The sequence below is a fragment of the Nitrospirillum guanabarense genome (assembly GCF_034653355.1).
Classification (GTDB): domain Bacteria; phylum Pseudomonadota; class Alphaproteobacteria; order Azospirillales; family Azospirillaceae; genus Nitrospirillum.
The window spans coordinates 174,909-187,819 of sequence record NZ_JAYEER010000003.1; the positions used below are offsets into that span (position 1 = coordinate 174,909).

Genomic DNA, 12,911 nt, shown 5'->3' on the forward strand with positions numbered 1-12,911 from the left:
CATGTTCCAGACCCTGCTTCGGCCGATACTTTAGAACCATTCCAAGATGATTCGGCCGAACAACCGTTAACCTCCAGCCTGACGGCGGCGGCCGTGCACGTGCTGACGACGGCGGCACCGATGGAAAAGGTGCGGCTGACGCGGGCCTATGCCGCCGCCTGGGCGCAAGGCCTGCTGCCCGATCGGCCCGGCCCACCGCCGCCGGACCGCCCGGCGCGACCCGAGCGGCCGGAACTGAAGCTGCCGCGCGACATGCCCAAGCGGCGCAAGGCCGGCAGCGTGGCGGGCCGCGTGGCCCTGCTGCACGCCCTGGCCCATATCGAGTTGAACGCCATCGACCTCGCCTGGGACATCGTGGCCCGCTTCACCACTCTCCCCGACGGCACGCCGGCGCCGCGCGCCTTCAAGGACGACTGGGTGAAGGTGGCGGATGAGGAGGCCAAGCACCACGGCCTGCTGGCCCAGCGCTTGGCCGCGCTGGATGCTTCCTATGGCGACCTGCCGGCCCATGACGGGCTGTGGCAGGCCAGCGAGGTCACGGCCCATGACCTGGCCGCCCGCCTGGCCCTGGTGCCCATGGTGCTGGAGGCGCGTGGCCTGGACGTGACGCCCATGATGATCGCCAACCTCAAGAAGGTGGGGGATGAGGACAGCGCCGCCGTGCTGCGGATCATCCATGATGAGGAGATCGGCCACGTCGCCGCCGGCCGCCACTGGTTCGGCGTCATCGCCGCCGCCGCAGGGGAGGAGCCGGCGGAGCACTGGCGCGCCCTGGTACGGCGGTACTTCAAGGGCGACATCAAGCGCCCCTTCAACGACGTCAGCCGCCGCAAGGCCAACTTCCCGCCCGACTGGTATGAGCCGCTGGCACCGGTGGAAACCATCCTGGCCGGGGTGGCGGGACTGGACGAATAAACCCGTCAGCCCCGTTACCGTTCAGTAACAAACTGTCCTTGGGCGGCGCCCATCGCCCTTGCTACCATCCGCGCCATCCGGCTGGGCCCATGCCCGGTTCCCGCCATTTTCGCTGCCCCGCCAGCCCCACCACGGTATCCAGAACGCCCATGACCGCTTCCTCCTCCGGTGAGACCATGACCCGCCGTACCCTGCTGCGCCGCGGCCTGATGGCCGGTACCGCCCTGGTGGCCCTGACGGCCGTCCCCGGGCTGATCGCCCAGCCCGCCATGGCGGCCGAGCCATCGGAGACGGAGAAGGCGCTGAACGCCTTCTTCGAGGATTGCTGGAACGAGGATCTGGCCCGCGACCCGCAACAGCGCACCGTGCTGGGCCTGCCCGGCCCGCACGATAAATGGACCATCCCGGACGACGCCCACCTGCTGGAGAACTTCCACCTGGCCGAACAGCGGCTGAAGACCCTGAAGGGCTTCAAGGGGGCGGAGCTGTCGCCCGGCGCCCAGGTCAGCGCCCGGCTGTTCGAGAATGAGCTGCAGCAGACCATCACCCAGTATCCCTGGCGTAACCACAGCTATGTCATCAGCCAACTGACCGGCCCGCACACCGACATCGCCAGCTTCCTGATCACCTACCACGCCGTCGGCAGCGCGCAGGACGCGGAAGACTACGTAGCCCGCCTGGTGGGCATCGCCCCGCTGATGGACGCCTACATCGCCCGCATCGGCAAGCAGGCCGACATGGGTGTCCTGCCGCCGGCCTTCGCCTTCAAATCCATCCTGGAGGCGGCGCGCAACGTCATCACCGGCAAGCCGTTCACGAGCGGCGCCACGGAAAGCAGCCCGCTGCTGGCCGACTTCACGGAGAAGGTGACGGCCCTGAAGCTGGCCGAGGCGGATCAGGCCCGTCTGCTGGCCGCCGCGGAGAAGGCCCTTACCGGCCAGGTCCAGGCCTCGTTCCAGAAGCTGATCGCCACCGTGTCGGCGCTGGAGACCAAGGCCACCACCAGCAACGGCGTCTGGGCCCTGCCGGATGGCGAACGCTTCTACCGCTCGCAAGTGCAGCTGATGACCACCCTGCCCCTGGACCCGGCGGCCGTGCACGCCCAGGGCCTGAAGGAGGTGGCGGCGCTGCAGGACGAGATGCGCGCCATCATGGCCAAGGTGGGCTTCAAGGGCGAACTGCGCGCCTTCTTCGATTACCTGCGCACCGACAAGCGCTTCTTCGATCCGGCCACGCCGGAGGGTCGCGCCACCCTGCTGAAGCGCGCCACCGACATCATCGATAAAATGCGGTCGGACCTGGACCGGTTCTTCCTGACCAAGCCCAAGGCCCCCATCGTGGTCAAGGCGGTGGAGCCCTTCCGCGAGAAGGCCACGGCCAGCGCCTTCTATGAGCCGGCGTCGCCGGACGGGTCGCGGCCCGGCGTGTTCTACACCAACCTGTACGACATGTCGGTCAACCCCATCCCCATGCTGGAAAGCCTGGCCTATCACGAGGGCATTCCCGGCCATCACATGCAGATCGCCATCGCGCAGGAGATGGCCAACCTGCCCACCTTCCGCCGCTTCATCTGGAACAGCGCCTATGGCGAGGGCTGGGCCCTGTATGCCGAGCGCTTCCCCAAGGAGTACGGCTATTACCAGGATCCCTACTCGGACGCCGGCCGCATCGCCTCGGAACTGTTCCGCGCCGCCCGCCTGGTGCTGGACACCGGCATCCACCTGAAGCGGTGGACGCGGGAACAGGCCATCGCCTACATGAACGACAACACGGCCAACCCCGAGCACGACAACATCACCGAGATCGAGCGCTACTTCGTCTGGCCGGGCCAGGCGCTGGCCTACAAGATCGGCATGAACAAGATCCTGGAGCTGCGCGAGGCCGCCAAGGCCAAGCTGGGCACCAGGTTCGACATCCGCGCCTTCCACGACACGGTGCTGACCTCGGGCTCGGTCAACCTGCCGGTGCTGGAGGCGCTGGTGCAGGATTGGGTCAAGCGCACCGCCTGAGATCGATTTCAGCCACCCGGATTTGGGACGGCCATGCCAAACAGCCCGCCGTCCCGACCATATCCGGTATGCGTTATATTATCACACGAACTGATGGCACCGGGCGCCGGGTCGGGGCACGGTGCCGCGTAATAGGGGAAAGGGCAGCCCAACCAAACGTGGCGCCCGATCCGACGAGAGCTTTGGCAGTTCACGGCATGCGTGGGGGCGGCATCCCGATCCGGGGCCGCCCCTTCGTGTTTTGGAACCCGGAAGGGACCGCCCATGTCCGACATCCCCATACTGCTGACGCCCCGTCTGCTGCTGCGCCCCTGGTTGCCGACCGACCGCGACGCCTTCGCCGCCCTGGCCGACGATCCCCGGGTGATGGAATTCCTCACCCCTCTGGACCGCACCGGCAGCGACGCCTTGGTCGACCGTGCGCAAGCCCACTTCGTCCAACATGGCTTCGGCTATTGGGCGGTGGAGGTGCCGGGCGTGACGCCCTTCATCGGCTTCGTCGGCCTGGGTACCGTGGGCTTCACCGCCGCCTTCACCCCGGCGGTGGAGATTTCGTGGCGGCTGGCCCGCGCGTGGTGGGGCCAGGGCTACGCCACCGAGGCGGCTCAGGCGGCGATGGACGCCGCCTTCACCCGCTTCGGCCTGGATCAGGTGGTGGCCCTGACCGTGCCGGCCAACCGCCGGTCGCGCGCCGTCATGGAACGGCTGGGCATGACCCATGACCCGGCGGAGGATTTCGATCATCCCCGCTTGGCTGATGGCCACCCCCTGCGCCGCCACGTGCTGTACCGCAAGCGCCGCGCTTAAACCGCCGGGAGGGGAAGCCGGCACCGCCTCGGCTTGGCATGGAATCATGTCAAGGTGTTGACGCGTATACACGCATAAGATGCTTAAGTGAGAAAACAGGGATTGACGGTTGCATACACATATAGGAATATAACTTTTGTGTGAGATGCCGCGAACAACAGCGGGGCCCGCGGCCATCTCCGCGCCTGGTTCCAAGCATCACCGGCGCCGTTGAACGGCTTTCCCGTCGCGTGCGCCCCCATACCCAATCCGACCTGTATCCGGAATTGCCCAGGGCGATTCCGCGTGATCGCTTGTCATCAAGAATAGGGGAAGCGCTATGCGGATATTGGCTTTATGGGGCGCCATCGCCTGCATCGCCCTGTCCGGGTGCAGCACCCTCAGCCTGTACAAGCCGCCGGGGCGCGACAAGAACGTCTATGCACGATGCCTGGCTGGCAAGGCCAATCTTTGGGACGATGGCCGCAAATCGATGGCGGCGAAACCGTCCGATGATAACACCGTCATCTTGGCCGCCATATCCAACCTGGGCATCATGCTGACCAGCGGCAGCGCCCTCACCAATGATGAATTGGCACTGGCCACCCAGGCCATACCCGACGCCCAATGGCTGGGCGCCATTGAAGCGACGCCATTCAACAGTTTCCTCGACTGCTATGTCGCCCCGGTGGATCCGGTGAATTTCCAAGGCCGGTTGCTGCGGGGCCATATGGTCCTGGCTGCCGTGGCCCAATACCTGGCCGCCGTGGTGCATGACGCAGACGCTTCGCACAAATCGGAATTCGCGCAGCAGGCCCTGCACCTATTGACCAAGGCGGAATTGAACCTCGAGGTGAATTCCCTCGCCTTCGTCGCCCCCCTCAAGGACAGCGCCGGCGATCCGTTGATCACCTTCATCGCTCCGCCCGGCCACTCCCCTTACGAAGGGTTGGCCCTGCGGCACGTCCTGAACATGCAGCGGGTCTGGGTGATCCTGCAGGCGGCGGCGTTGGCGGACAAGATCGACGCCTATAATTCCTACTCGGCGATTGAACGCTTGGTCGTGTCCATCGCCACCGGCCCCACCATTCTGGGCGACGTCAAGGAAATCGGCGAGGCCGCAATCGAAGGCCTGAACAAGGTGGCGCTCTACAACAACTACGGCGCCGCTTATGCCGCGGGCGGTTTTGAAGACCTGCGCAAAGTCGCCCTGCCCCCTGGCGCCACCGCCGCCGCCTTCGACGCGGCATTCGCCGCCCTGCCCCCTGGCGCCCCCGCGAACAGCCCGCCCTTGGGCGTCCAGATTTGGCGCACTTGGGACAAGGTTCTGGATAGCGCCTGCGCCAGCCTGGCCCAGTCGGCTGGGGAAAACATCGTCTCCTGCATTCCCGGGCCGGACACCCTGAAGACCGAAGCCACGCGCTTCTGGCAAAGGGGCTAAATCCGACCGGCCTTCCCCAACCCTTTTTCGTCGGAGGGGCCTGTCATGACGTACCGCATTCTTTCCCTTGATGGTGGTGGTTCCTGGGCGCTGATCCAGGCCTTGGCGTTGGGAAGAATCTTTGGCGAGGGCACGCCAGGACGGGAAATACTGGCCGAATTCGACATGGTGGCCGCCAATTCCGGCGGCAGCATCGTGCTGGGTGGTCTGCTGGAGAATAAATCACCGACAGAGATTCGGGCCTTGTTCGAGAACGAAACCATCCGCCGGTCCATCTTCTCGCCAACCCGTTCCATCCCCGATTGGGCGGTGCGTGAGCTGACGGATATTGGCCCCAAATATAATGCCGAGGCGAAGCTGCCGGCCCTGCAGCGACTGATGCGCACGCGAGGCCAGCAGAAATTGAACGAGGTGGCCAAAGGCATCCGCTCAATGTCCGAAACGGATCTTCATGTACTGATCATTGGGTTCGACTACGACCGTAACCGGGCGGCCTTTTTCCGGTCCAAGCGAGCTGAAGGCGGGGCTCAATTGGGTGTCGGCGACACGATCGACATTGAACTGGCCGAAGCCATACACGCGTCCACCAACGCCCCCCTCAACTACTTCGACGGGCCGGCGGAATTTCCCGTCGGCGGCCATCCAGGACGGTATTGGGATGGCGGCTTGACAGGGCATAACAATCCCATCCTGGCCGCCGTTACCGAAGCAATCGTACTGGATGTTCGGCCGACCGATATCCGCGCGTTGAGCATAGGCACCGCCTCCGTCGCGCTGGCATGGCCCGCGGACGGCGCCCGTCCTTCCCCTTTCCTATGCCCCCGATTGGATCCAGGATTGGTGACCGACCTGAAAAAGCTGGCCACCACGGTCCTGGATGATCCTCCCGATGCTGCGACTTTCATCGCCCACGTCATGACCGGTGGCGGTGCCGACCTTCCCAACGGCCAAGTCAGCCGCATCGTGCGGATGAACCCCTTGATCAGTCCAGTGCCCGCGACGGATCCAGGCCCCTGGGGCCCGCCCCAAGGTCTGTCGCCTGCGCAATTTCAGGCCCTGGTCAAAATGGACATGGATGCCGTGGAACAGGGCGAGGTAGATGCGATCAAGCATCTGGCTGAGCTGTGGTTGGCGGGCAGCGGCGCCCCCAGCCCTTCCGTTCGCAACCAGCCAATTCGCATGGACCATGACACCCTGGCGTGCGAATTGGGACACACCACGTTTAGCGACGCCCTGACGGCCTGGAATGCCTTCAATCCACCGGAGGCCGCCGCACCGGGTGGGGCGGCATAAGGAGGATCGGCCTTGGACGCGCCACCGCAACCGGCGGCTCCTCCGGCAAGACCATCCGCCGCCTGGTCGCCCGGCTCTGAAAATGACAAGGGCCGGCGGATTTCTCCCCGGCCCTTTCATTACGCTTTCAGAACGACGCAGGCGCACACAGGCTTACGCCTCCGCCTCATCGCCCTGGCCCTTGATCCTGTGGGCCAAGGCGGCCTGCAGGAACTCGTCGATGTCGCCATCGAGAACGGCGCCGCTCTGGCTGGTTTCCACGCCGGTGCGCAGATCCTTCACCATCTGGTAGGGCTGCAGGACGTAGGAGCGGATTCTGGTGGCCCCAGCCGATCTCCGTCTTCTGCGCCTCCAGGTTGGCGGCGGCCTCCTCACGCTTGCGCAGCTCCATCTCATAGATGCGGGCGCGCAGCATGTCCCAGGCCTTGGACCGGTTCTTGTGCTGGCTGCGTTCCTGCTGGCAGGCGACCACGATGCCCGTGGGCATGTGGGTCAGGCGCACGGCCGAGTCCGTCTTGTTCACGTGCTGGCCGCCGGCGCCGGAGGCGCGGTAGGTGTCAACGCGAACGTCCTTCTCGTTGATCTCCACCACGATCTTGTCGTCGATGACCGGGGTGACGGAGACGCTGGAGAAACTGGTGTGCCGGCGCGCCTGGCTGTCGAAGGGGCTGATGCGCACCAGGCGGTGCACGCCCGATTCCGTCTTCAGCCAGCCATAGGCGTTGTGGCCCTTGATCTGGATCGTGGACGACTTGATGCCCGCCTCTTCACCGTTGGTCTCGTCCAGCAGTTCCACCTTGAACTTATGCTGTTCGGCCCAGCGGGTGTACATGCGCAGCAGCATCAGCGCCCAGTCCTGGGCCTCGGTGCCGCCGGCGCCGGCGTTCACTTCCAGGTAGCAGTCGTTGGCGTCGGCCTCACCCGACAGCAGGCTTTCCAGCTCCAGGGCGGCCGCGCGCTTCTGCAGGGCGATCAGGCCCTGCTCGGCGTCGGTGACGATCTCCTGGTCGCCTTCCAGCTCACCCATCTCGATCAGCTCGATGCCGTCGTTCAGGTCGCGCTCCAGCGCGCGATAGCCTTCGATGGCGGTCTCAAGCTGGGTCTTTTCCCGCATGATCTTCTGCGCGCGGTCGGAATCGTCCCACAGCTTGGGGTCTTCCGACAGGGCGTTCAGTTCGTCGTAGCGGCGGAGGGCATTCTCCCAGTCAAAGATGCCTCCTTAGCAGCGTCAAGGACTGTCGCACAGCCTCGACGACCGCCTCGATCTCGGCCCGCATCGCGGTCCTCCTCGTCTCGGGTCATGAAATGGTCTTGTAACGGACCGCTTAGATAACCGCTTGGACGCCCGATTAGAACCCTGCATTTCGATGGGGGGCGTTGCGATGCCCGCCCCTGGGTCGTGCGCGAAAAAAGGGCGCCCCCGAGGGGACGCCCTTCAAGGTCCGGGTTCAACAAGGCGGGGGTCGTCAGCCGACCATGGCCAGCGAGGCCTCGTTGATCCGGCGGGTCAAGGCGTTGGCGCCATTGGTGGCGTCGGCGATCTTCGTCAGGCTTTCGCTGATGCTGGAGACGCCGTCGGCGGCGGTCTGCATGTTGCTGGAGATGTCGCGGGCGACCGCGTTCTGTTCCTCGACCGCCGCCGCCATGGCGCTGGAGATGGCGTTGATGCGGTTGATGATGCCGCCGATGCCCTGGATGGCCGTGGCCAATTCCGTGGTGGCCAGCTGCACCGTGTTGATCTGTTCGGCGATCTCGCCCGTGGCCTTGGCCGTCTGGTTGGCCAGGGCCTTGACCTCGGAAGCCACCACGGCGAAGCCTTTGCCCGCTTCGCCCGCACGGGCGGCTTCGATGGTGGCGTTCAGGGCCAGCAGGTTGGTCTGGCTGGCGATGTCGCTGATCAGCTTCACCACCTCACCGATCCGCTGGGCGGCGTTCAGCAAGCCGGAGACGGAGGCGTTGGTCAGGTCCGTCTGATGGACCGCGTCCTCGGAAATCTTGGAGGCTTCGGCCATCTGGCGGCTGATCTCCTCGATCGAGGCCACCAGCTCGGTGGCGCCGCCAGCGATGGCCTGCACGTTGCCCGAGGCGATCATGGCGGCGCTGGAGGCGTGGCTGACCTGCTCGTCGGTCACGGTCATGGCGCCCGCCAAGCCGTTCAGATCCTGGGAGATCACCTTCTGCGTGGCCGCGCGGCGATCGCGGGCCTCCACCTGCTCGGTGATGTCGGTGGCGAACTTCACCACCTTGTAGGGCTTGCCGCCGATGTCGAAGATGGGGTTGTAGGTCGCCTGGATCCACACGGGGCGGCCGCCTTTGCCCAGGCGCTTGTATTCGGCCGACTGGAACTCACCCCGGCCCAGCGCCGCCCAGAAGCGCCTGTATTCGTCGCTGCCCTTGAAGGCATCATCCACGAACATGCTGTGGTGCCGCCCCTGGATCTCCGCCAGGCTGTAGCCCATGGCGTTCAGGAAGTTCTCGTTGGCCGTCAGGATGGTGCCGTCCATGTTGAACTCGATGACCGCCTGGCTCTTGTGGATGGCCTTCAGCTGGCCGCGTAGGTCGTCGTTGCGCCGACGGCGGGCGGTGATGTCGGTCGCCAGCTTGATGACCTTCACCGGCTTGCCGGAGGCGTCCATCACCGGGGTGTAGGTCGCCTGCAGCCAGACCTCCCTGCCACCCTTGGCCACGCGCTTGTACTCGGCGGTCTGGAATTCGCCCCGGGCCAAGGCGTCCCAGAAGTTCCGGTAGTCGTCGCTGTCCTTGTGGGCCTGGTCCACGAACATGCTGTGGTGCCGCCCCTGGATCTCCGCCAGGCTGTAGCCCATGGCGTTCAGGAAGTTCTCGTTGGCCGTCAGGATGGTGCCATCCAGTTTGAACTCGATGATGGCTTGGGAACGGTTAACGGCCTCCAGGGTCGCCTTTAGGTTAGCACCCGCGCCGTGGGAAAACAGCCCGCTCATCATGATTGGCCCGCCCTTTTCCTTATTGCGTGGCCGAGATTTCCCGACCGGACATGCGAGGATTAGGGCCGGTATCCTTAAATTTCCCTTAAACACACAGACTACAAATGGTCTGGTTAACGTTTTCATATCAAAGACTTAACCGGTCATTCACGCGGCGTTTATTACTAACCTGAAGGATTAGTTCCTCTTTTGATGGAATTCGTTTTATTGCTATCGATCCCCGGCAAAAGACAAACGGGCCGCCCACGCCTGGTGGAACGACCCGTTGCTTCAACAATCGATGGGCGCCTCGCCTCAGAAGCGGTAGCCCACGCCAAAACCGACCAGCCAGGGGTTGATGTCAACGTCCGCCTTGATGGGCGTGCCCAGGCCGGCGTTCACCGTGGCCGTGGTGTTGAGCATCAGCTTCTTCAGGTCCAGGTTCAGGGACCAGTGGTCGTCCAGCTTGTAATCGACGCCGGCCTGAAAGGCGTAGCCGAAGGTGTTGTCGTACTTCAGGCCCAGGGCGTCACCCTTGTCGACGCCGTAGAACAGCGTGTAGTTCACGCCCACGCCGATGTACGGGCTGATCTTTTCATGCGGCATGAAATGGTACTGGAAGGTCAGCGTCGGCGGCAGCAGCCAGACATTGCCCAGATCGACCTTCCCCAGCGGCGTGCCCGAGGCCTTCACGTTGTGCGGCGTGGTCCCGGCGATCAGTTCCGCAGCGATGCTGTCGGTGAAGAAGTAGCTGAAGTCCACTTCCGGCACGATGGCCGTGCTGATGTCGGTGTGACCGGGAATGCCGGCCCCGCCCAGGGACAACGAACTGCCGACGTCCGGCGCCACCACCAGGGCGCGGCCCCGGATCAGGAAATCGCCAGCATCGGAGGCATGAGCCGCCGGGGCCATACCGTAAATCCCAGCCATGAGCGCAGCGGCGGCCACCGTGACGGACAAGAACTTCATCACTTACCCCTCCTTGAACAGTGCGGCCGGCGAATGTTCCGCCGCCTCAACGCCGCACTTATTTTTCAATGAGAGGAGTTTTATTGGAGATTGGCCGCCCTATCCCTGACCTGTATCAATCAACACCTTCCAGGGACGCAATACGGACCGGCGGAAAGGCCATGACTGAATCGTCGCCATCCCCGCCCGCCCCGGCCTTCCCCACCAGCGCCGCCGCGATGGCGTCCAGGCTGGCGCCGTCCAGCCGCGTCAGCCCCACGGGCAGGCTGAACCCCCAGCCCATGGCCGCCAGCGCCCCATCCAGCACGGCGGCCAGCGGCACGGGCCGCGACGGCAGATAGGCGACCGGCAGGCAGGCCCAGGCGCGCCCGGCGGCGTCATGCTCGACATACATCCCGCCGGGCAGAACCTGGCCCACCGCCAGGAAGCAGGCGCCGCCCATGCCGTCCGGGGCGAAACAGGCCACGCGGTCCCCCGCCGCCACCCGCCGCAGCCCCCCGTCATGACGGGCCGGCAGGCGCACGTCCCCCACCGCCCGGCCCTGCCCGATGGCGCCCACGGACGCCACCCACACCCAGCCTGGGGTGCCGGTGACCAGCGACACGGCGGGCGGAAGCGGCAGGCAAGAGGCGGTGGCGGCTTCGGGGGTCATGGCGACACTCCATCGACGGGTGGACCTGTATCCTAGCGCCATGCCCTGACAGATCCTGTCAGGAGGCCACTGTGCCCTAAATCCATGTTTCCTGGCCAGGCTGAACAGGCGCGCACACAGAAACGCTCCATCTGGCGACTGGCATGTTGACACACTTCCACAGGGGACTTAGTCATTTTATTATCAACTATATATATGGAGACTCGGCAGTGCGATCACTGATGAAGATTAGTGCTATCAGTTTTTTCTCCATTGTCTCGACAAGCGCCCTAGCCGACACAGTTGACTACAACAGGGTCATATCCCGGGTAGGCGCCCAAAGCAGCACCTATGCCTACGTCGGCTTCAGCACACCGCCGTCCGCAGGGTGCATATGGGACGTTCTTTATATCGATGTCACGACTAACGCGGGACAAGCGCTCTATTCCCTGGTGCTCAGCGCCAAGGCGACCAACACACCCCTTATCCGCGTTCAATATGTCAAGCAGAGCGACACATCATGTGTTGCTACCCTGTTTGAATTCTAATGCTCCAGGAGAGTTTGGCAGCGGCGACAGACTGGCCCAGCCCTTCATCCCGCCGCAACCATGCCATCACTCGCCAAACGCAACGGCAACCTTTACGGTCCCAGTCTTCGCACGTTTCGGGACATTCGAATGTATTCCAGAACCCTTCCGCGGATAGCGCTGGCCGCCATCACCGCCGTGCCCGTCACCTCCACCGCCTGGGCCCATGACTGCCAGCCCTACCAGCCGGAGCCCGTGACTCTGACGGGGGAGATCACCCTGCTGCACGGCACCCGCAGCGGCGCCAAGGGCGTGACCAACGAAGACTATTACGTGCTGACCCTGCCGCAGATGATCTGCGTGGCGGGCGGCACGGCGGAAACGGACGAGGACGTGGAGTCCATCGACGCCCTGCAGCTGCGGCTGCCCAAGGGCGCCAAGCCCCCACTGGGCCGCCGGGTGGCCGTGACCGGCACCCTGTTCCACCGCCTGGCCGACGGCCATACCGAGGTGCTGCTGACCTACGACAGCGTGAAGCCCGCCTCCTAAGGGGCGTCCGGGTCCATGGCGTCCATCTCCGCCTTCCAATCGGCCAGCAGGGCGTGGCGGCGGCGGGGATAGCGGTCGGCCTCCACCGTCACCTCGACGATGCGGTCGGTGCGGAAATGGCGGAAGGCCCGCCGGGTCTCGCACCACGCCGCCACCATGCGGACCCGTTCCAGAAAGGCCAGGGCGAAGGGCCAGATGGTGCGGTCGCTGGCCCGCCCCTGGCCGTCGGTGTAGGCGATGCGCAGCTTGCGCTCCGTCCGGATGGCGCGGCGGATTTCCGTCAGGTCGCGCGGTTCCGTCACGCTGGGCTTCAGCGACACCGGCACCAGGCCGCTGTCCTCGGCCAGGGCCTTCAAGTCGGCGGGCAGCACGGCCGTGATCTTGGCGGTGGCGTTCTGCGCCGCCAGGCCCAGGGGGCCGTCGCCGCGCTGTGCCACCCAGCGCAGGCCCAGCACCAGGGCCTCGATCTCGTCATCCCCGAACATCAGGGGCGGCAGCATGAAGCCAGGGCGCAGGACGTAGCCCAAGCCGGCCTCCCCCTCCACCGGCACGCCTTGCGCGGCCAGCGTCGCCACGTCGCGATAGACGGTGCGGAGTGACACGCCCAGTTCATCGGCCAAAGCAGCAGCCGTCACCGGCCGGCGATGACGCCGCAACGCTTGGATAAGGTCGAGCAGGCGGGCGGAGCGGGACAAGGGATGGAAACCGGCGCGATGGATCGGGGGCCCGGCATGGTAGCCCGGCCCCCGCCCGCCCTCAATGCCAGCGGCTGGCGTCAGAACGGATTGGAGCCATTGATGATAATCGGGGTCGTTTCCTGGGCGCTGCCGAACGTGATGTTGCGGATGG

General features: G+C 65.1%; 10 protein-coding genes and 1 pseudogene. 6 read left to right on the forward strand and 5 right to left on the reverse strand.

The window, feature by feature from the left end:
- The first annotated feature begins 120 nt into the window (after positions 1-120).
- From UAA55_RS10150 to UAA55_RS10170, 5 genes are all read left to right on the forward strand, one after another.
- Positions 121-915: a ferritin-like domain-containing protein gene (locus UAA55_RS10150; RefSeq protein ID WP_416235206.1), complete on the forward strand. Its 795-nt coding sequence runs from the start codon at positions 121-123 to the stop codon at positions 913-915.
- A gap of 149 nt (positions 916-1,064) precedes the next feature.
- The gene (locus tag UAA55_RS10155) at positions 1,065-2,924 is read left to right on the forward strand and encodes a DUF885 domain-containing protein (protein WP_322952574.1); all 1,860 of its coding nucleotides are present in this window, start codon (positions 1,065-1,067) and stop codon (positions 2,922-2,924) included.
- 264 nt (positions 2,925-3,188) lie between these two features.
- Positions 3,189-3,731 (forward strand): GNAT family N-acetyltransferase, encoded by a 543-nt coding sequence (locus UAA55_RS10160; RefSeq protein ID WP_322952575.1) that lies wholly within the window; start codon positions 3,189-3,191, stop codon positions 3,729-3,731.
- Between the two features lie 319 nt (positions 3,732-4,050).
- Positions 4,051-5,151: a hypothetical protein gene (locus tag UAA55_RS10165; RefSeq protein WP_322952576.1), complete on the forward strand. Its 1,101-nt coding sequence runs from the start codon at positions 4,051-4,053 to the stop codon at positions 5,149-5,151.
- A gap of 45 nt (positions 5,152-5,196) precedes the next feature.
- Positions 5,197-6,444, forward strand: coding sequence for a patatin-like phospholipase family protein (locus UAA55_RS10170; RefSeq protein WP_322952577.1), 1,248 nt, complete (start codon positions 5,197-5,199; stop codon positions 6,442-6,444).
- A 153-nt stretch (positions 6,445-6,597) separates the two neighbouring features.
- Here the strand turns inward: UAA55_RS10170 and prfB are convergent.
- From prfB to UAA55_RS10190, 4 genes and pseudogenes are all read right to left on the reverse strand, one after another.
- Positions 6,598-7,721, reverse strand: a pseudogene (gene prfB, locus UAA55_RS10175) (peptide chain release factor 2).
- Positions 7,722-7,910: 189 nt separating this feature from the next.
- Positions 7,911-9,407, reverse strand: coding sequence for a methyl-accepting chemotaxis protein (locus UAA55_RS10180; protein WP_322952578.1), 1,497 nt, complete (start codon positions 9,405-9,407; stop codon positions 7,911-7,913).
- A gap of 294 nt (positions 9,408-9,701) precedes the next feature.
- Positions 9,702-10,355, reverse strand: coding sequence for an OmpW/AlkL family protein (locus tag UAA55_RS10185; protein ID WP_145750372.1), 654 nt, complete (start codon positions 10,353-10,355; stop codon positions 9,702-9,704).
- A 115-nt stretch (positions 10,356-10,470) separates the two neighbouring features.
- Positions 10,471-11,007 (reverse strand): EVE domain-containing protein, encoded by a 537-nt coding sequence (locus tag UAA55_RS10190; protein WP_322952579.1) that lies wholly within the window; start codon positions 11,005-11,007, stop codon positions 10,471-10,473.
- A gap of 656 nt (positions 11,008-11,663) precedes the next feature.
- Here UAA55_RS10190 and UAA55_RS10195 point away from each other — a divergent pair.
- Positions 11,664-12,062 (forward strand): hypothetical protein, encoded by a 399-nt coding sequence (locus UAA55_RS10195; protein WP_322952580.1) that lies wholly within the window; start codon positions 11,664-11,666, stop codon positions 12,060-12,062.
- On the opposite strand, the gene UAA55_RS10200 is transcribed toward UAA55_RS10195, so the two are convergent.
- A complete protein-coding gene (locus UAA55_RS10200; protein ID WP_322952581.1) occupies positions 12,059-12,757 on the reverse strand; it encodes a helix-turn-helix transcriptional regulator in 699 nt (232 codons plus the stop codon). The two genes, UAA55_RS10195 and UAA55_RS10200, sit on opposite strands and share 4 nt — an antisense overlap.
- Between the last annotated feature and the right edge of the window lie 154 nt (positions 12,758-12,911).

What these genes read in the sequence shown, in the direction of transcription:
- UAA55_RS10180 (WP_322952578.1), bottom strand. Translation starts at nt 9,407, where the DNA reads ATGATGAGCGGGCTGTTTTCCCACGGCGCGGGTGCTAACCTAAAGGCG.
- UAA55_RS10190 (WP_322952579.1), bottom strand. Translation starts at nt 11,007, where the DNA reads ATGACCCCCGAAGCCGCCACCGCCTCTTGCCTGCCGCTTCCGCCCGCC.
- UAA55_RS10170 (WP_322952577.1), top strand. Translation starts at nt 5,197, where the DNA reads ATGACGTACCGCATTCTTTCCCTTGATGGTGGTGGTTCCTGGGCGCTG.
- UAA55_RS10165 (WP_322952576.1), top strand. Translation starts at nt 4,051, where the DNA reads ATGCGGATATTGGCTTTATGGGGCGCCATCGCCTGCATCGCCCTGTCC.
- UAA55_RS10155 (WP_322952574.1), top strand. Translation starts at nt 1,065, where the DNA reads ATGACCGCTTCCTCCTCCGGTGAGACCATGACCCGCCGTACCCTGCTG.
- UAA55_RS10150 (WP_416235206.1), top strand. Translation starts at nt 121, where the DNA reads ATGGAAAAGGTGCGGCTGACGCGGGCCTATGCCGCCGCCTGGGCGCAA.
- UAA55_RS10195 (WP_322952580.1), top strand. Translation starts at nt 11,664, where the DNA reads ATGTATTCCAGAACCCTTCCGCGGATAGCGCTGGCCGCCATCACCGCC.
- UAA55_RS10185 (WP_145750372.1), bottom strand. Translation starts at nt 10,355, where the DNA reads ATGAAGTTCTTGTCCGTCACGGTGGCCGCCGCTGCGCTCATGGCTGGG.
- UAA55_RS10160 (WP_322952575.1), top strand. Translation starts at nt 3,189, where the DNA reads ATGTCCGACATCCCCATACTGCTGACGCCCCGTCTGCTGCTGCGCCCC.